Origin of the sequence: Streptomyces sp. F63 (assembly GCF_018070345.1) — a bacterium.
Taxonomy (GTDB): Bacteria; Actinomycetota; Actinomycetes; order Streptomycetales; family Streptomycetaceae; genus Streptomyces.
The window spans coordinates 181130-199370 of record NZ_JAGPXX010000002.1 but is presented as its reverse complement, the minus strand read 5'-3'; the positions used below and the strand labels follow the sequence as shown (position 1 = coordinate 199370).

The 18241-nt window shown below is 74.3% G+C and carries 14 protein-coding genes; 8 read left to right on the top strand and 6 right to left on the bottom strand.

From position 1 onward, the window contains the following. Positions 1-3828: 3828 nt before the first annotated feature. From KBZ10_RS02995 to KBZ10_RS02980, 4 genes are all read right to left on the bottom strand, one after another. Positions 3829-3987, bottom strand: coding sequence for a DUF6760 family protein (locus KBZ10_RS02995; protein ID WP_210985882.1), 159 nt, complete (start codon positions 3985-3987; stop codon positions 3829-3831). Then, a complete protein-coding gene (locus KBZ10_RS02990) occupies positions 3984-4472 on the bottom strand; it encodes a hypothetical protein (protein ID WP_210985881.1) in 489 nt (162 codons plus the stop codon). The genes KBZ10_RS02995 and KBZ10_RS02990 overlap by 4 nt, the downstream gene beginning before the upstream one ends. Then, a complete protein-coding gene (locus tag KBZ10_RS02985) occupies positions 4472-4915 on the bottom strand; it encodes a phage tail protein (RefSeq protein WP_030542455.1) in 444 nt (147 codons plus the stop codon). Before KBZ10_RS02985 ends, KBZ10_RS02990 begins: the two co-directional genes overlap by 1 nt. Positions 4916-5063: 148 nt before the next feature. Further along, the gene (locus tag KBZ10_RS02980; RefSeq protein WP_210985880.1) at positions 5064-6689 is read right to left on the bottom strand and encodes a phage tail sheath subtilisin-like domain-containing protein; all 1626 of its coding nucleotides are present in this window, start codon (positions 6687-6689) and stop codon (positions 5064-5066) included. A gap of 635 nt (positions 6690-7324) precedes the next feature. Here KBZ10_RS02980 and KBZ10_RS02975 point away from each other — a divergent pair. Both KBZ10_RS02975 and KBZ10_RS02970 read left to right on the top strand, forming a co-directional pair. Beyond that, on the top strand, positions 7325-8695 hold the full coding sequence (locus tag KBZ10_RS02975; RefSeq protein ID WP_247701766.1) for a ricin-type beta-trefoil lectin domain protein: 1371 nt from the start codon (positions 7325-7327) through the stop codon (positions 8693-8695). 41 nt (positions 8696-8736) lie between these two features. Beyond that, positions 8737-9045 (top strand): hypothetical protein, encoded by a 309-nt coding sequence (locus tag KBZ10_RS02970; protein WP_374223295.1) that lies wholly within the window; start codon positions 8737-8739, stop codon positions 9043-9045. A gap of 277 nt (positions 9046-9322) precedes the next feature. On the opposite strand, the gene KBZ10_RS02965 is transcribed toward KBZ10_RS02970, so the two are convergent. Next, positions 9323-9967, bottom strand: a complete 645-nt coding sequence (locus KBZ10_RS02965) for an HAD family phosphatase (RefSeq protein ID WP_307847158.1) — start codon at positions 9965-9967, stop codon at positions 9323-9325. Positions 9968-10128: 161 nt separating this feature from the next. Here KBZ10_RS02965 and KBZ10_RS02960 point away from each other — a divergent pair, with 161 nt between their 5' ends. The 6 genes from KBZ10_RS02960 (at position 10129) to KBZ10_RS02935 (ending at position 15251) form a co-directional block, all read left to right on the top strand. Next, a complete protein-coding gene (locus tag KBZ10_RS02960) occupies positions 10129-11352 on the top strand; it encodes a helix-turn-helix transcriptional regulator (protein ID WP_210985878.1) in 1224 nt (407 codons plus the stop codon). A gap of 78 nt (positions 11353-11430) precedes the next feature. Next, positions 11431-11661 carry a hypothetical protein gene (locus KBZ10_RS02955; RefSeq protein ID WP_210985877.1) on the top strand — a complete coding sequence of 77 codons (231 nt, stop codon included), beginning with the start codon at positions 11431-11433 and terminating at the stop codon, positions 11659-11661. A gap of 368 nt (positions 11662-12029) precedes the next feature. Then, on the top strand, positions 12030-12443 hold the full coding sequence (locus tag KBZ10_RS02950) for an ATP-binding protein (protein WP_210985876.1): 414 nt from the start codon (positions 12030-12032) through the stop codon (positions 12441-12443). A gap of 262 nt (positions 12444-12705) precedes the next feature. Next, a complete protein-coding gene (locus KBZ10_RS02945) occupies positions 12706-13152 on the top strand; it encodes a roadblock/LC7 domain-containing protein (RefSeq protein WP_210985875.1) in 447 nt (148 codons plus the stop codon). 78 nt (positions 13153-13230) lie between these two features. After that, positions 13231-14085, top strand: a complete 855-nt coding sequence (locus KBZ10_RS02940) for a radical SAM/SPASM domain-containing protein (RefSeq protein ID WP_210985874.1) — start codon at positions 13231-13233, stop codon at positions 14083-14085. Between the two features lie 11 nt (positions 14086-14096). After that, complete coding sequence (locus KBZ10_RS02935; protein WP_210985873.1) at positions 14097-15251, top strand: methyltransferase domain-containing protein; 1155 nt, start codon at positions 14097-14099, stop codon at positions 15249-15251. Positions 15252-15418: 167 nt separating this feature from the next. Here KBZ10_RS02935 and KBZ10_RS02930 read toward each other — a convergent pair whose 3' ends face one another. Beyond that, the gene (locus KBZ10_RS02930) at positions 15419-18097 is read right to left on the bottom strand and encodes an ATP-binding protein (protein WP_307847156.1); all 2679 of its coding nucleotides are present in this window, start codon (positions 18095-18097) and stop codon (positions 15419-15421) included. Positions 18098-18241 lie beyond the last annotated feature (144 nt).

Here is an 18241-nt window from a genome sequence, read left to right as displayed (position 1 = left end):
CCCCGCGCGCTGCACCGCCGGCGTGTCGGCCGGGGGGATCGCACCGGGAACGGCCCGTGCGCCGGCCGGGCGGCCGCTTCGCTCCGCGCCGGCACCGGGGGCCGGCGCCGTTCCGGTACGGGAGACCGCCCGGAAACGCGGCACGCCGAGACCGGCCACGGGCGGCGCCGCACTTGGCGTGTCCGTCCGGGAGGACGTCGTGACCAGCCGCGGCGCGGGGGCGGCAGCGGAGCCCGCCACCGGCCCGGCCGCCGGGGAACCCGCTGTACGGCGCGCCCCGGGGGGTGCCACGGGCCCGGAGACGGACGGTCCCGCACCGGGCCAGACGGACGGTCCCGCACCGGAGCCGGAGAGGGACGGTCCCGCCTCGGGGGTGCGCGGCGCGGCCGGAGCGGCGGACAGCCGCTGGACCGCCGTCCCCCCGAGCGCCGGTGCGGTGCCGCCGCCCTGTCCGCCGGGCGCTCCGGAGGACACGGCGGTCCGCCGCGACGCGGAACCGGGGACCGCGAGGGGTGCGACAGGGCCGGGTGCCGCCGAACCGCCCGGTGCCTCGGCCGGGGAGGCACCGGCCGCGTCCGGGGCGGCGGCGAGCCGCTGGACGGGCAGCGCGTCCGGAGCAGGTGGGCTCGCGGGGCCGATCGCAACGGTGGACGCGGCGATGGCCCCGCCGGCCCCGCCGGCCCCGTGGGCCCCGCCGGCGCCGCCAGACGACGGCGCGTCGGCGGAGGGCACGCCGGCGGAGGAGGCCGGCGCCGTGCCCGGCGCTGGAGCCGGTGTTCCCCCGGCGGTGGCCGGGTGAGGGGCGGGCCCGGCCGCGGCAGCCCGCTGCACCGGTATCGGCGCCTGCCCGCCGGACGGCACGGAGACCTGCGGCTCCCCTCCGGCGCCCGGGGACGGGGCGGCGGTACGCGGTGCGGCCGCTCCGGTGCCCGGCACGCCCGGGCCCGCGGCCCGTTCACCGGACCGGGACGGCTGACCGGACACCCGTCGCTGCACGCTGCCGTCCGGGTGGCCGGCTGAAGTGGGCGTCGGCGGAACGGAGTTCGAGGGTGCGGTGCGCCCGGGCACGTTCGCGTGGGGCTCCCGCCGGGACGCCCGGACCGGGCCGTCGCCGCCGGCGGCGACGGAACCCGGCGCCCCGGAGCGCCGGGAGCCGGGCGCGGCGGCGGACCGCCGCACGGCAGCGGACCCGACGTCCGTATGTGCCCCGCCCGCTGCCGTCGCCGTACCCCCCACGACCGGGCCGCTGCCGGAGAGGCCCGGACCGGTGGCCCGGTCACCCGGGCGGGAGGCTCCCGCCGCGCCGGACGGCGTGCCGGGGCCGGCCCCGGGCACCGCAGGCGCCCGCTGCACCGGGGAGGGGACGGCCGCGCCCCGCACGCCAGGAGGCAGCGGCGGGACGCGACCGGAGCCGGGATCACCTGCCCGTCCGGAGGCCGCCCGGTCACCGGGCTCGGCGGCCGGAGCGGACCGCCGCGCACTGTCCGTCGCGCCACCGTTCGTACCGCCCGGGCGCTTGCCGGCGTCCGGGGAGGACGACGACGGGTGGGCGCGGGCACGGCGCTGCACCGGCGTGGCCCGGTCCGCGCCACCGGACGGCCCGTGCGGGGCCGTCGCGGGGAGACCCGGCACGTCGGCGGTGCCGCCGCGCCGCCCGAGGGCGTCACGGAGCCGTGCGCCGAGGCCCCGGCCGCGCCGGTGGCCGGGGGCGCCCGGCGCCGGAGCCGGGCCAGTGCCGGGGTCCCCGGCTCGGGATCCGCTCGGTGGCGCCGCCCGGATGGGACCCGAGGCCCCGGACGCCGGGGACGGCGCGGCGGCACGCCGGTCTCGCGGGCCCGGCCCGGCGTCCCCCTGCGGGGGGCCGGACACCGACGTCACGCCCGGCTGATGCGTCCTGTCGGGGGCCCGCCCCGCCGGGGAGCCGTCCCGGGCCGCCCGGTACGCGGGCGCGGGATCGAGGCGGCGCATGCGGACCGCCGGTGCCGTGGCGGAACGCTGCACGGAGGGCAGCCCGGCCGGGCCGCCGCCGGCGAGCCGTATCGGCCGTGCCGTGGCCAGCGGCCGGACCGGAGGCGGTGTCACGCGGACGGCGGGCGTGGAGCGGGTGGCGGAGGGCGAGGCAGTACCGGAGTCCGTACCCGTGGCGGCAACGGCCCCCCGGGCGGTGGCCGGAGCGGACGTTGTCGCCGCCCTCCCCGAACCAGAGCCCGAAGCAGGACCAGGAGCCGAACCAGAGCCCGGCCCCGGCCCCGGCCCCGGCCCCGAACCAGAGCCCGAAGCCGGGCCGGAACCCGGCCTCGGACCGGAACCCGGCGCCGAACCGGAGCCCGGCCCCGGCCCCGGACCGGAACCGGAGCCCGGCCCCGGACCGGGGCCGTCCGGTCTCGCGTTCGCTCCGTTGGCAGCGCCGGAGAGCCGTCCGGCCGCTTCCCCGCCGGACGGGCCATCGGCGCGCCGGACCGGTCCCGTCGCGGAACCGTTCGGTCCGGCAGGGGAGTCCGGGGCTGTGGCGCGCTGTATCGGGGTGCCCTCACCGGCCGAAGGACGGGTCAGCGGTACGGCACCGGCGGGCGGGCCGGCCACCGGTGCTCCCAGCGGCGGCCGTCCGCGCCCGGCCTCGCCGGACCGGCGGGCCGTCGCCGGCCCGGAGGACGAGGCCGGCCCGGAGGAAGAAGCCGGCCCGGAGGGCGCGGACGCCGGGCGGGAGCCGTGCCCCGCGCCCGGCCTTGCGCCGGGGCCGGGGCCGCCCGGTCCCTCGGCGCTCGCGGAGCGGTGCACGGTCGCCGGGACCGTGACGGAGGGGGGTGCGGAGAGGGAACGGGAGGCCGAAGTGACGCTTTCCGCAAGGGTGCTTGAGCCGCGCCGCCCGGCCTCCCCCGCGGATGCCGCACGGGCGGCGACGGGCAGCGCGCGCAGGCCATCGGCCGGCAGCGTGCCACCGCGCGCGGCCGTGGTCAGCGCGGGTCCGGACCGGCCGGTGCCGGGGGACGTACGGACCGGGGCCACGGCCGGCCCGGTCGGCCGCGCCGCCGCCACGGCCCGCTGGACCGCCCGGTCGGGAGCGGGCACCGACGCGTCGGCGGACGGTGTGCCGGCCCTCTCCTGAGCACCGGGAGCGCCGGGAGCACCGGGAGCGCCGGGAGCGCCGGGAGCGCCGGGAGCGCCGGGAGCGCCGGGAGCGCCGGGAGAACGCGGAGAATCCGAAGCCTCCCTGGCGGCCGGTCCCCCCAGCCGCCCGCCCTGACCGGCGGAACCGGCCGCCGCTGCCGGGACGGAGCCGTCCGCGCCGCGGCTGCGGAGCAGTCCGTGGACGATCCCCGTCGGCGCGTCGTCGAGGACGGCGTGCGAGAGGCCCGGCCCGGAGAAGGAGGGGTTCTGCCAGGTGCGCAGGGTACGGCCGAATTCCGTGGACGCCACCGGCCCCCCGTGGGCGGTCGTCCGCTGGATGGGCGGCAGCGGGGACCGGTCACCCGGCTGGTGCGCGCCCCCGCCCGGACGACCGGCCGGTGCCGGGGCCCGGTGTCCCGGGGCGCCGGGAGCGGTGCCGGGTCTCCCTCCCGGCGCTCCGGGGACGGACGCGGACGCCGGGGCCGGACCCGCCGTGGCGGACGGCGGGAGCGGGGAGGGCCGCGAAGGGGACGGCGGCGGTACGGAGGACGGCGCGGTGAACGGCGCAGTGAACGGCGCACCCGCGCCGGCTCGGGCGCTCGCGTCGGCTCCGGCGCCCACGTCGGCCTTCGCGTCCGAGCCGGCCTCCGTGCCCGCGCGGTCACCGGGGCCGCCGGCACCGCGCCTCCGCAGCCGGTCGAGGATTCCCACCGTTCCCCCTCACCCCTCCGCGCCGGCGCGCGTGACGAGCTCCGCGATCCGGCGGGCGTAGGCCCGCCGGTCGCCGTGCTCCAGATCCAGAATGTCGTCGAGCGTCCAGTGGAAGTGGTAGGCGATGTACGCGATCTCCTCCTGGATGCGGTCGGTCGCGTACGTCACGATTCCCCCAGGCGGCTCCCGCCGAGCTCGACCTCGAACGGCTGCTCGCAGTGCGGGCAGGTCACCCCGGCGCGGGTGTGCCCCTCGGCGTTGACCTGGCGGTAGAAGTCCTGCAGGAAGGCCAGGTCGGAGGCGAACAGCTGCTCCACGATCCCGTCGTGCACCGCCGGCAGTGTGCCCAGCCGGGTGATGACCCGGCTGAGCAGCACCACCGACAGATAGGCCGGGTTCTCCTGGACCCGCACATCCCGCAGCGGGACCAGCTCGTCGCGGGCCGTCGCCAGCCGCATCACGCCGTGCCGGTGCACCGCGCCCGCGTCGTCCACGTAGCCGCGCGGCAGTTCGAACTCGAACTCGGTTTGCAGCCGCCGCCGCTGCTGCCGCGCGGGAGGCGGGGCCGGGGCGGTGCCGATGGCCGCCCGCTCCTCGGCGCTCAGCGCGTCGGGAGCGGGGGGCGCGGCGAGCCCGCTGACGGAACGGCGCATCAGTCCATGACCAGTTCTTCGTAGGTGATGGTCACGGTCTCGGTGAGCGCGGAGGCCTCGCCGGCCTTCACCGTGCTGGTGTCCACCTTGCGGGCCCACGCCTGGCGCAGGTTGTACCGCTTGACCGGGTTGTTCTCGTAGTCCATCACCACGATCGTGGCGTTCTTCCGGGCGGAGGCCATGGTGCCCGCCATGGAGGTGTCGATCCACTCGCTGAAGACGGACGACTGGGTCGCGCCGCGCACGACCGTGACCTCGCCGGCCTTGGCCACGCCCGGCATCTTCTTCGTCACCGGCTTGCCCTGCTCGGACACCTGCATGTATTCGATGACGTCCTGCTCCCGGGTCAGACCGCTGACCTCCTGCAGGAACTCGACCATGACGCCGTCGATCTGGATGCCGAAATTGTGTGAGGTGAGGGCGTCACCTGGCTGCAGACTCATGGAGCTGTGGTCCTTCTACTCGGTTCGCCGGCACGCGGCGCGGCGGACTGCCCGTGTCCTCCCCGGGGGCGGGAAGGCGTGACGGCTGCTGACTGAATGACGGTTGGCCGGGAGGAGCCGGCGCGCGCCCGCGGCGGCGCCGCGCGGCTCACTCGTCCAACTGGCCGCCGCCGTCGGAGAACTGCGCCAGCCGGAAGATCACGAACTCGGCCGGCTTCACCGGCGACACGCCGATCTCGCAGATGACGCGCCCGAGGTCCACCGACTCCGGGGGGTTGGTCTCCTCGTCGCACTTGACGTAGTACGCGTCCTCCGGGCGGGCGCCGAACAGGGCGCCGCTGCGCCACTCGTTGACGAGGAACGCCGAGACGTTCCGCCGGATCCGGGCCCACAGCGCGTGGTCGTTGGGCTCGAACACCACCCACTGGGTGCCGATCAGGATCGACTCCTCCAGGTAGTTGAAGTACCGGCGGACGTTGAGGTAGCGCCAGGCCGGGTCGGAGGAGAGGGTGCGGGCGCCCCAGACGCGGATGCCGCGGCCGGGGAAGGCCCGGATGCAGTTGACGCCGACGGGGTTGAGCAGGTCCTGCTCGCCGCGGGTGATCTGCAGCTCCAGGTCGACGGCGCCGCGCACCACCTCGTTGGCGGGTGCCTTGTGCACGCCGCGCTCGGCGTCGTTGCGCGCCCAGATGCCCGCCACGTGGCCGCTCGGCGGAACGAGCCGCGGCTGGCCGGAGGAGGGGTCGAAGACCTTGATCCAGGGGTAGTACAGCGCCGCGTACTTGGAGTCGTAGCCCGCGGTCTCCTGCCGCCAGACCCGCACCTCGCGGGCGTTGAGCCCCGGCGGCGGGTCGATGACGGCGACGCGGTCGCCCATCAGCTCGCAGTGCGCGATGAGCCCGAGCTGGACGGCCTTGACGGCCTCCAGGTCGAGGGCGCCGCGCTGGTAGGCCGCCATCAGGTCGGGGACGGCGACCATGGAGATCTCGTCCACGGCCTCCAGACCGCCGAAGCCGGTGCGGTCGGCGGAGTCACCGAGGTACTCACCCGGCCCGGCCTGGCCGCCGGCCGGAGCCACACCGCCGCCCTCCGCGCCCCGGGTCGCCACGGCACCGGCCGGGGCGGGCAGCGCCACCGTCTGGTTCTCCGGGCGGGCGAGCTGCGCGGCGGGCGCGGCCTCCTCCACGGTGATCAGCCGGGAGCGCTCCCGCACCTGGGTGACGACGTAGGTGCGGCCGCTCTTCTTGCTGGCCGTGACGTCGAAGGTCTCGACCGGGCGGTCGCCGTCCTTGACGATCAGCCGGAAGCGCTCGGCGGGCCCCTCGCCCTCCGGGTCGGCGACCTCGACGCTCAGTCCGGCGCCGCTCTCGGCGGCGGCGATCGCGGCCACCCGGAACTTGCCGAGCTGCCGCGGTTCCCCGGCGGGCAGGGCCGCGGGACCGTCCCCGGCGGCCCTCTTCCCGTTCGCCGAGCCGCCCGCGCCGGCGGCCGTCCCCGACTCCCCGCCGGGCACGCCGCCGACGCGGACGACATAGGCGGCGCTGCCGCCGTTGTTGAAGAAGCCGTAGACGGAGTGGGCGAGGTGGTACCCGTCGGTGAAGTCGCCGAAGGCCGCCACGTACTGCGTCCAGTTGGTCACCAGCGTCGGTTCGTTGAGCGGCCCTTCCGGCGCGAGGCCGACGAAGGCCGCCACGGAGGTGCCCACCCCCTCGATGGGACGAGAGCCACTGGCCACCTCCTCCACGTAGACGCCCGGTGACAGATACGACGGCATGCTGGGCTCTCCTCGGAGTACGCGATGTGACGCCGCCCAGCCTCGCCGAGCCCGCGTCCGGCGAAAACGGTCACGGGTACCGGACCAGGGGCAAGAGGGCTGCCCGTACGGGCAGTTGGCGCGCGCCGACCGGGCGGCCCGCCGCCGGGGGCCGCGCGGGGGCCGTCACCCGGGCGCCGGCGCCCGGGGCGGCCCGGTGTTCCGGGCGTGCACCGCACCGGAGCCGTCCGCCGCGCGGGAACGGGACGGGCCGCCGCACGAGGCGGACGCGGGGGCCGGCCGGAGGCGAGGGCCCGGCGGACGATCCGCCGCCCGCGCCGTGCCGCCTTCCGCCTCCGGGCTCGCGGCCACGGGCACGGACAGTCAAGTAATCCCCTCTGCGGGGCGGGGAACGCTGTCCGGCGGGGCGCAACCGGGGGCAGCGTCGCCTGCCCTTCCGTACCGCCCGCCGCCCGCGGCCGGCCAGCACCCCGCCAGCACCCGGCCCGCCCGGGGCGCCGGCCGGCCCGTCCGCCTCGCGCGCGCCGGGACCGCGCCGTGCCGAAAAGGCAACGGGGAGGTCCGTTGGGGCATCGGCCCTGCCTCGTCTCCTGGTGACCGGCTCCGGCCGGATGGCTAGCGTCGGGCGCGTGAGTATGTGGACTTCTCTTGAGCCGGCTTCGACGACGGTGGACGCGGGCGGCACCACGATGGTGCGGCTGCGAATCCGGAACACCGGGGACGTGGTGGACGAGTACCGCGTCGTCCCGGTGGGCGATCCGGCTCTCTGGGTGCGCGCGGAGCCAGCTGCCCTGAAGGTGTATCCGGGGCAGACGGGCACGGTGGAGCTGCGGTTCTCACCGCCGCGTTCGCCCGACGCGACCGCCGGGCCCAATCCGTACGGTGTGCAGATCGTGCCGACGGAGCACCCGGAGGCGGCCACGGTGGTGGAGGGCAACCTCACCATCACGCCGTTCACGGAGGTGCGGGCCGAACTGGTGCCTCCCGTCACCAAGGGGCGCTTCCGCGGCCGTCCCGTCCTCGCGGTGGACAATCTGGGCAACACCCGGCTGACCGCCTCGGTGACCGGCGGCGATCCCAGCGACCAGCTCGGCTTCGACGTTCATCCGAGCAGTCTGCAGATCGAGCCGGGCCGGGCCGCGTGGGTGAAGACGAGCGTGCGGCCGAAGGAGGTCAGCTGGTTCGGGCGGAAGGAGATCCGCCCCTTCGCCCTGGCCCTCCAGCGCTCGGGAACCGAGCCGCTGCCCGTCGAGGGCACCTACGTCCAGCGCAGCGTCTTCCCGCACTGGGTGCTGGCCGGCTTCGCTCTGCTGCTCGCGCTGGGTATGACGTTGGCGATCCTCTGGTTCGCCCGGGGCCCGCAGGTCAAGACCCTGGCCACCGAGAAGGCCGCGGCCGCCGGGGAGCAGCCCCAGGAACTCGCACCGCCGTCCGCGAGTCCCTCGGCATCCGCGCCCGAGCCGTCGGCCCCGGCGGAGGACGAGAAGCCGAAGAAGCCGGCGGACGCCCCGGAGAAGGAGAAGGACAGCGAAGGCGGCGAGGACGACGCGGGCGGCGGTGGCGGTGGCGGCGAGGAGACGGCGCCCGCGAAGGAGAACAAGGCGCCGTCGGTCACCGGCACCTTCGTCAGCGACGACTCCGGCAAGTGCCTGAGCAGCACCGACGGCCTGGACGGCACCCAGCTCGTCATCGAGACCTGCCGCAAGGGCTCCGCGGGGCAGACCTGGAAGGCGGAGAACGACGGCACGTTCCGCTCCCAGGGGATGTGCATGGACGTGGCCTGGGGCAAGCACGACGACTTCACCGACATCCAGATCGCCAACTGCAACGGGCAGCCCGCCCAGCAGTTCCGGTTCCACGAGGACAGGTATCTGCTCGCCGTGGACTCCGGCAAGTGCGTCGACATCTTCGACCACCAGAAGGCCGATGGCAGCACGGCCGTGCTGTGGCCCTGCAACGGCGCGACCAACCAGCTCTGGAAGTACAACGGCCGTCTGCCGGGCTGAGACTCGGGCCCCGGTCCCCGACGAAAGCCAAAGTGCATCGCGTGTCGGTCCTCGCGGAACTCGACCAGTACGGGCGAGCCGTGAAGGAGGCCGACAGGACGCACATTCCCGCGGACTGGCCGAACTCCCGCACCAGCCACCACCACGCGGAAGTCGCACGTGCCCAGCTGTGGACCGGCAGGCTCGGCGACGCGTTCGCCAGCCTGCTCATGGCCCGCAAAGCGGCTCCCCAGCAGGCGAAGTACCACCCGACGGTCCGCGATACCTACGCCGGACTGGAGGCGGCCCACCGGCGGCTGCCGGACACTTTCCCGGCCTATGGATCCTGGCTTGGACCCGCACCCAAGTGACACCCGGCGAAGCCATGGCCCCAACTATCACCAACTCGTGATAGTTGGGGTCTGGCCATCCGGTCACCATGTCGTCACTGACCGTTCCGACATGGAGCCGAACCATGACGACGAACCCCCCGGCTCGGCCGCGCACACGCCGAGGTGCCCTGGCTGACGCCGCCGCCGAAGGACTCCCCCACACCGTGCCCGGCAACGCCCTTCGGAGTCCGAGCGACGCGGAACCGCTCCCGCTGGACGCAGCCGCGGCAACCACGGTCAGGCCGCTGGGCGTCCCCTACCGGACCGCGAGCGGGCCCTCTCCGGTGCGGGCCGACAAGAACGCGTCGAGCTGCGTGGCGGTCGAGCCGGCGTCTGTGTGGTGAACGGTGCGGATTCCGAGCGCCTCGGCCGGCGGGAGGTTTTGGGCGTGGTCGTCCACGAACACGCATTCCGGCCCGGCCAGGCCGAGCTCATCCAGGGCGTGCTGGTAGATGGCGGTGGACGGCTTCCGCACCCCTACCTGCTCAGAGAGCACAACCACGTCGAATCCTTCGTGCATACCGAGCGCCGCATACGGGTTGTACGGCTCCAGGCCGAAAGAGTTGGAGAGCATCGCCACTTTGACACCGGCAGCTCTGGCCCGGTCGGCAGCTTCTACGATCGCTGCTTCGGGTCGGAGGTTGGCCAGGGCCCGGCCCATGAGATTGGTGGGGTCGATGCCGAGGATGCCGCCGATCACCTGGTTCCACTCGGTCTGTGTGGCGCGGCCGACCTCCAGGTCGGCATAGATGGCGACCCCGTCCGGGTGTTCGTTCAGGGCGTGAAAATAGGCACCCGGGGGCAGGCCTTCGGACCGCTCAAAGGCTTCGCCGTTGAGTCGCATGCGAGTGGTGAGGACACCACCGAAATCCAGGATCAAACCGTGGTAACTCAAAGGCACTCCTCACCGACGTGCGTGAACTGGTGGCCCCGCACTCACGTCCACAAGAAGCCGTGAGTGCCCTTCCCGAGGGAGAGACGTCCAGTATCACCCCTTGGGCCGAACTGCCGGGCCTACGCTGGCTACAAGTGCCCCGTACGCAGCGCCAGGGAGGCCAATCCATGCCGTACGAACGACACTTCACTGTCGGGGAGCGCATCCGGTACTACCGCGAAAGGCGCTTGCTCTCTCAAAGGAACCTGGCCGAGCTGGTCGGCAGGTCGGAGAACTGGATCTACAAGGTGGAGCACGGACTGCTGCCCGTGGACCGCATCTCGGTCCTGTGGGATCTCGCACAGGTACTGGGCGTCCGGGACCTCTCCGATCTGACGGGCGGAGTGCTCTCCGGCGCGGTGGACGGCAGCGATGCGCAGCACGCAGCCGTGCCGGCAATCCGCCGCGCCCTGTCCATGCCGTCGTCCCTGCTGGCCAACGGCATGGGAAGCGAGACGTCCGAGAAGTTCGCCGATGCTGTGGCCAAGGCATGGGAGGTCTACGAGACCCAGAGGGAGAACCGGTATTCGGATGTCGGGGAGTTGCTTCCCGGTCTGCTGGGGTGGGGCAACGCCCTGCTGCGGGATGTCGATGCGACGAGCGAGCGGCCCGTCATCCAGGACATGATCAGCCTGTACGGACTCTTTCAGATTTGGCTGCGCCGCTTGGGTGAACCGGCGCTGGCGCGGATTGCGGCAGACCGTGGGCTGGCGCTGGCTGACAGCGTCGGTGATCCGGGTCTCCTGGCTGCAGCCGCGTGGAATCTGTCGTGTGTGCTCACATCCGCTGGCGACGTGAGGGACAGCGTCGAACTCGCACGAGAGATGATCGCCAACTGCGCCCCGGACGAGGACGCCCGTGTGGAGCACCTGTCGGCGTACGGCGCCCTGCACCTGCAAGGGGCCGTGGCTGCCGTACGGACCAGCCAGGACACAGTGGCCTGGGACCTCTACCGCGGGGCCGAGCGTGTCGCCGAGCGTATCGGTACGGACCGGAACGACTGGCACACCTGTTTCGGGCCGGGCAACGTGGCCATGCACAGCGTGCACTTGGCAGCTGAGGAAGGGAACAGCAGTGAGGCCATGCGACTGGCGGACAGCATCCCCCTCAGCGACAAGACGCCACTCGAGCGGCGTACCCGCTATCTCATCGAGGTCATGAACTGCAGTCGAGCTCAGCGGGACGACTACGCAACCGTGCACATGCTGGGTCGTTTGAAGGCCGAGTCACCGGAAGAAATCGTCTACTCGCCCTTGGTCCGCGAGGCGGTGGCTGACCTACTCAAGCGGGAAAAGCCACTGTTCAAGATGGAATTGCGGGCAGTTGCACGGCACATCGGCATGTCTGCATAACCTCACTCCCCCTTACGGCTGGTCAGCCCTGAATTCTTCTCAGGGGTGACCAGCCGCTTTGGTTCTACGGTTCTCTTCATGACTACAAGTCACTCAACGGTCACGGAACCGTGGGGTAAGCGAGCCGAACGTACGTCCGGGGCTGCCGTCCGGATGACCGAAGCCGGCCGGTTCGCCATCCCGCTACGCATCAGTCACGGTGATGGCACCGAAGCCGAAGACTTGGAGCTTGTCGTCACGGCTGAGGAAGCTCTCCGGCTCTGCGCCGAAGTCGGCGCACTCCTCGTCGGCGCGGCGGATGCACCGTGAGCACCCACCGCAGCCGCCCGCTGGCTGAACGCATCCTCCTATGGGCCCTGGCTGACGCAGCCTCGACAGGTTTTCCCTCGCATACCAACCCCGCCCTGCGACGTTCACTGCCGATACCGGGCCCAGCTACCCGCCACCGCGCGCCGGCTGCCGGCCTGCCCGCCGGCCTCACACCAAGAGGTCCCCTCATGCCCGCGCTTCCCCCGACCGCCGCAGACCCCGGCGCGGACCTCGTGACGCCGGACACGGCGGGCACAGCACGCCCCGCTCCCGGGACACCGTCTGGCCGCGCCCCTGACGGCTGTCTCCCGGGGCGCGGTGCCCTCACCCTTCGCGGCGATGGCCTGGACCTGGTGTTCCGGAGGGCCGTGGACGGTGACGGACGCCGGTGGCCGGGCCGGGCGCGTGAAGTGGCGGCCCAGCAGCTGGAGTTGTGGAAGCTGGGCGGCCTGGTCGACGACGTGCGGCTTGTGGTGTCGGAGCTGCTGAGCAACGCGGTGTGCCACGGCCACGGAGACGTCGCCCTCCGGCTGACCTGCCGCGACGGCGAAGTTCGCCTCGACGTGACGACCACCGGTGCCGCCCAGAACCAGCCGTGCGCGTGGGGTCCGGAGAACCTGCCCTCACCCAGCGAGGACGACGAGAACGGCCGCGGGCTCCTCCTCGTCCAGGCCCTCGCCGAAGACTGGGGCGTCAGCGAAGACGTCAGCCGCGTGTGGTGCACTCTCACCGCCGCTGCCCCTGCCGACGAGCCGGAGTGTGAAGTAGCCGCCGCCGGCTGACCTCGCGTTCCTCCATCCTGACCCGGGGCGCGTGCCATCCCGACCCGGGGCCCGCGCAGACCCACCTCCAGGGCGGGTCCGACCTGCCGCCGGGCCTGATCGCGCCGGTCCCCCGAAGCCGCCTCGCAGCGGCCGCGGCCCCCCGTTCGGGTCCCTGCGAGGCACCCGGGCCGCTCGACCGCTTCTCCCGTGGGCGGTCGGGCGGCCCACCACGCCGGGTGTCGAACACACCCGCCCACCACAGACAGGAGAAAGACCCCGCATGACCGTGCACGCAGACGTTCCCGGCAGCCATCTGACGTGGCTTCTGGAGGGCTTGGCAGCACACGTACCCGGCGCCCTGACGGCGGTGCTCCTCTCCCGGGACGGGCTGGTGAAGACGTTCTCCGGCACGGACCGGGACACCGCCGCTCATCTCGCGGCCGTGGCCTGCGGCATGTACTCCCTGGCCGGCGGGTCCGGGAGGCTTCTGAACAGCGACGACCAGGTGCGGCAGATCGCCGCGGAACTGGACACCCGGCTGGTCCTCATCTCCTCGGCCGGGAAGGACAGTCGGCTGGTCGTGGTGGCCGACACCGACGCCGACCCCGCCGTCATCGGCCACGAGATGCAGCAACTGGCCGGGAACATCCGGGTATATCAGGACACACCGGCCCGCCAGGACCCCGCGCCCGACCCGAACGGAGCCGAGACCGCCAAGCCGATATGACGTCCGACCGCAACCACCACCGCAACAGCTCTGCCGACCTGACCGAGATCGGGACCGACACCGAGAGGAAGACCGGCCATGACAACAGCGACCCCACTCACGACGAAATCCCTGGAGTTGGAGATCACCGGAAAGTGCCAGCTCGCCTGCGCCCACTGCTACGCCGACTCCGGCCGTTCCGGCGGGCACGGCACCATGACGGCCGGCGATTGGCGGTCGGTGCTCCGGCAGGCCGCCGGCATGGGTGTGCCCCACGTCCAGTTCATCGGCGGCGAGCCGACCCTTCACCCCGACTTCCCCGAGCTGCTGGACCACGCGCTCGCTCAGGGCCTCCGCGTCGAGGTGTTCTCCAACCTCGTGGCCGTCCGGCAGTCGCTGTGGGAGCGTCTGCGGCACCCGGCGGTGTCCCTGGCCACGTCCTACTACAGCGACGCGGCCGACCAGCATGCCTGGGTCACCGGCCGCCGGGCCTCGCACCGCCGTATCCGCGACAACATCCGCAGGGCCGTGCGGCTCGGCATCCCACTCAGGGTCGGCATCATCGACACCTTCGACGGGCAGCGCGTCGAACAGGCCCGCGGGGAGCTGGAAGCCCTCGGGGTCCAGCGCATCCACACCGACCGGCAGCGCGGCATCGGCCGGGCCGCCGCCACCACGGCGCCCGCCGTTGGTGAACTGTGCGGCAAGTGCGGGATCGGGCGTGCCGCCATCGGCCCGCACGGGGACGTCTGGCCGTGCGTGCTCTCCCGCTTCCTGCCCCCGGCCGGTAACGTCCGGGCCACACCACTTGGGACCATTCTGGGGAGCGCCGACATGGCCGATCTGGTCGCCCGGATCCCCAAGTGCCGGACCGCGACCGGCTGCAACCCGAACAGCGACGGCTCCGACTGCTCCCCGGCGGAGACGCCGGCCTGCGATCCGGCCTACGAATGAAAGAGCCGGCCATGGACTGGAACGGGCCCGCCGAACGGCTTGCCGCCGCGGTGACGCACCCGGTGTCGCGATGGCGGCCCGCCGTGGCGTCCACGCCCCGCCACCTCTTCGTCCCCCGCTGGTGGCAGCCCGACGGCGACGGCTGGGAGCTGCGCGACGGCCCGGCCGACGAAGCCCGGTGGGCGTCGGCCGCCTACAGCTACGCGGGATCGCTGGTGACCCGGGTCGGACCTCTGCACGCCGACCACGCCCGCCCCGGCGACCGGCCGACCGGCCTGCCGACCTCCTCCTCCACCCACCCGTCCCTGGTGGTGCGCATGCTGCGGCACGGCATGATCAGCGACAGCGCGGACCTGCTCATCGTGGGCACCGGATCCGGCTACTCCACGGCCCTGGCCTGCGCACGCCTCGGCGCCGGCCGGGTGACCAGCGTGGACGTGGACGGCTACCTGGTGAAGGCCGCCACCGAACGTCTGGCGTCGGCCGGCCTGGCGTCGGCCGTACGGGAGTTGGACGCCACCGGACCGCTGCCGGGCAGCTACGACCGCATCGTCTCCATGGTCGCCGTCCGGCCCGTCCCGGCCTCGTGGCTGGCCGCGCTGCGCCCGGGCGGGCGGCTCGTCACCACCCTGGAGAACATGCCCGTCATCGTCACCGCCGACAAGAGCGAGGACGGAGGCGCGGACGGCGAAGTGCAGTGGGACCGTGCGGGGTTCATGCGCGCCCGCCACGGCACCGACTATCCGCACCCGCCCGGGCTCGGGCCTGGGCTCGGCGAGCAGTTCGCCGCGGCCCGCGACCAGGAGGGCGAGCACGTCGGCACCGGCCGCTATCCCGTCCTGAACGTGCAGGAGGCGTGGGATGTGTGGTCGATGCTGGAGCTGACCGCCCCCGGCATCGAGCACCGCTTCGAGGAGGGGCCCGGCCGGCGGCGCACCGCCTGGATGGCGCACCCCGACGGCTCCTGGGCCCGGGCCACCGCCTCCTGGACCGACCCGCCGGAGGTCCACCAGAGCGGACCCCGGCGGCTGTGGGACGAACTGGAGCGGATCAGAACCCGCCTCAACACCGAGGGCGCCCTGCCGGTCTACGGGGCCAAGGTCCGCATCGACCCGGACGGCACCGTGCGCCTCCGGCGGGGGAAGTGGTCGGCGGTGGTGCCGTAGCCGGGGCGTGCGCGGGCCGCCCCGGCTACGGCACCTTCTTGGCATACGGCACTCGGAGCGTCGAAGAGGGCTGACGAGTACGGTCAGTTGATGAGTTCCCGGGTGACCGGCCCCGGGGCCTAGCGCGGCACACTAGCGCGGCACACACGGCCTCCGGCCCTGTACGGTCACCAGCCCCGGCCGGCCGACGGGACCAGCCGGCCGGCCTTGCGGTACTCGCGACGCGCCCCGGCCAGCAGATCCTCCGGGCCCACGGCCCCGCCCCGGGCCGCCGCCGCGTAGGCGGCGGTGACCACGGCGCTGCGGATGGCGCCGCCGGACAGCTCGAACTCCCGCGCGCACGGCCCCGCGTCGAGGCCGTCCTCGCACGGAACGGCCGCCAGGCTGTTGTGCCACAGCGCGAGGCGCTGCTCCGCGTCGGGGAACGGGAAGTCGACCACCAGGTCGAGCCGGCGGGTGAACGCCTCGTCGATATTGGCCCGGAGGTTGGTGGTCAGCAGCGCGATGCCGTCGAAGGACTCCAGCCGCTGGAGCAGATAGGCGCTCTCCATGTTGGCGTAGCGGTCGTGCGCGTCCTTCACCTCGGAGCGCTTGCCGAACACGGCGTCGGCCTCGTCGAAGAGCAGCACCGCGTCGGTGCGGTCCGCCTCGGTGAAGATGCGTTCGAGGTTCTTCTCCGTCTCGCCCACGTACTTGTCGACGACGGAGGAGAGCTGGACGACGTAGAGGTCGAGGCCCAGTTCGGCGGCCACCACCTCGGCCGACAGGGTCTTGCCGGTGCCGGACTCGCCCGCGAACAGGCCCAGGACGCCGCGGCCCCGGCCGCCGCCCGCACTCAGCCGCCACTCGCCCAGCACCCGGTCCCGGAACCGGGACCGCAGGGCAAGCTCGCGCAACTGCGCCAGCGGGGCCTCGGGGAGGACGAGATCGTCCCAGTCCACGGCGGGCCGGATACGGCGGGCGTGCCGCTCCAGCCCCGAGGCGGACTGCTGGCGCGCGGCCAGCCGGATGTGGGCGGCGGTGAGAGGAGTGCCGTCGAAGACGGCCAGACCGCGCGCGGCCCCGGCGGCGCGCCGGATCTGCTCGTCACCGAGCCGGTAGGCGGCGGTGACCCGGGCCAGGTCGAGCCCGTCACCGGTGCCGGTACCGCTGCTCCCGCTGCCGTCGTTCCCGTTTCTGTCACTGCCCTCGCCGCGATCCGGGCCGTCCCCGTCGTCGTCCAGGCCCAGCGCCTCGGCCCAGACGGCGGTCGCCCCGGCCGCGCGCCGGGGGGCGTCGAGGGCCAGCGGCGCGGGGTGTTCGCCGGACCAGTGCGGGTCGTACGGGTCCGGCCCCGCCAGCAGCACCGGTACGTCCTCCGTGGACAGCCCCCGGACCAGCGTCGCCGCCGCCTCGCCGTCCGGCAGCGGGGCCACGACGATCGCGCAGTCGCGCAGCCGTGCCTCGCGCAGCAGCGCGGTGAGCGGCGGCGGGCCGGAGTGCGTGGGCGTGGGGGCCGCCGCCGGGTCAGTGTGGTGGTGGCCGTCCGCTCCGGCCGTGGCTCCGGTCGCCGGGGCCGGGGTGAGGAGGAGCGCCTCCCGGCCGGCCGCCCGCAGCGCGGTCAGGGCGCAGGAGAGGCCGTCGCCGGGACGGTGTTCGCGCAGATGTACGAGCTGGGGCCCCGTGGCAGGCCCTGCGGTCAGCCGTGCGGCGAGCCGTCCCGTGAAGGAATCGGGCCGCCCGCCGCCGCCCGTGCCATCGGCTTCACCGGCTTCACCGGCCGCACCGGTCGCACCGGCGGCACCGGCCGCACTGGCCGCACGGGCCGCACCGGCCGCACGGGCTGCACAGGTGGCACCGGCCGCACTGGTCGCACCGGCTGCACCGGCTCCGGCCGGACCCGTTGCCGGCAGCAGCCGGGCGTGCCCGATGAGGGCGGCGTCGGGGGTGTCGTCGCCGAGCAGATGGGCGGTGACCCGGTCGGGCACGCGCAAGGAGCGGGAGAGGAAGGGGCGTTCGTCCTCCTCGACGAGAAGCAGGCCGGTCGCGCGCAGGGGCGCGGACGGATGGAGCCGGGCCCGGGCGGCGGCCGACGCGGCGGGCAGGCCGCACAGGTCGAGCACCAGTCCGGTGGTGGCGCGGCGCCTGCCGACGTCGTCGTTGAGATAGCCGTAGAGGGGTTCGAAGGCCCGGTCGACATCGGGGGCGAGTGCGGTCAGCAGGATCCGGATGTCCAGCCGGCCGAGTCCGAACCGTGCCGCCAGCCGGGGCAGCCGGTCGTCCGGGTGCGCGGTGGCCCGGCCGGGCGGCCGGCCCGCGGCGGCGCCGCTGTCCTCGCCGGCGTCGTCCTCGCCGCCGTGGCTGGCGCCGTCACCGTCGTCGTGCGCGTCGATGGTGTCGTTCTCGCCGGTGCGTGGTGGTGTGCCGCCGGCCGTGCGCAGCGCGTGCGTGATCGCGTCGGGGGACAGATAGAGACCGCGCAGCGGGTCGTCGGCGGTCGGGTCGCCCGTGCTGCGCGACTCCACCACGGCCGCGGTGTGTTCGCGCAGGCGGGCGAGCCGGGCGACGAGTGCCGCGGCTGGGCGGGACGTCCGGCGATCCGAGCGGCCCGAGCGGCCCGAGCGGTCGGAACGGTCGGAACGGCCCGAGTGGTCGGAGCGGTCGGATCGGTCCGAGCGGTCTGTGTGCTCGGTGTGGTTCATCCGGCTCAAGTGGTCCATCCGGTCCGGCTGTTCTGTGTGGTTCCTGTGATCAGTGCGCTCCGGGTCGTTCATGTGCTCGGGGTTGTCCGTGAGGTAGGGAAAGCTGTCACCGGGGCCGCGCTCCGCCCGTCCGGCGGTCCGCCGCTCCGGCGGTCCAGCGGTCACCGGGCGGGGTTCCGGCCGCCGGCCCGGGACCGCTTCCGGGCCCCGGTCCGCCGCCCGGGGCGTCACCGGGCGTGCCCCCGTTCGCGTCACCGTCCCCGTCCGGCTTTCCACCCCGGCCGTCCCCGTCGCCCCGGCCGTCCCCGT

Coding starts and splice junctions, on each gene's coding strand:
- KBZ10_RS02990 (WP_210985881.1), bottom strand. CDS start 4,472: ATGCGCCGTTCCGTCAGCGGGCTCGCCGCGCCCCCCGCTCCCGACGCG.
- KBZ10_RS02985 (WP_030542455.1), bottom strand. CDS start 4,915: ATGAGTCTGCAGCCAGGTGACGCCCTCACCTCACACAATTTCGGCATC.
- KBZ10_RS02980 (WP_210985880.1), bottom strand. CDS start 6,689: ATGCCGTCGTATCTGTCACCGGGCGTCTACGTGGAGGAGGTGGCCAGT.
- KBZ10_RS02975 (WP_247701766.1), top strand. CDS start 7,325: ATGTGGACTTCTCTTGAGCCGGCTTCGACGACGGTGGACGCGGGCGGC.
- KBZ10_RS02960 (WP_210985878.1), top strand. CDS start 10,129: ATGCCGTACGAACGACACTTCACTGTCGGGGAGCGCATCCGGTACTAC.
- KBZ10_RS02955 (WP_210985877.1), top strand. CDS start 11,431: ATGACTACAAGTCACTCAACGGTCACGGAACCGTGGGGTAAGCGAGCC.
- KBZ10_RS02945 (WP_210985875.1), top strand. CDS start 12,706: ATGACCGTGCACGCAGACGTTCCCGGCAGCCATCTGACGTGGCTTCTG.
- KBZ10_RS02940 (WP_210985874.1), top strand. CDS start 13,231: ATGACAACAGCGACCCCACTCACGACGAAATCCCTGGAGTTGGAGATC.
- KBZ10_RS02935 (WP_210985873.1), top strand. CDS start 14,097: ATGGACTGGAACGGGCCCGCCGAACGGCTTGCCGCCGCGGTGACGCAC.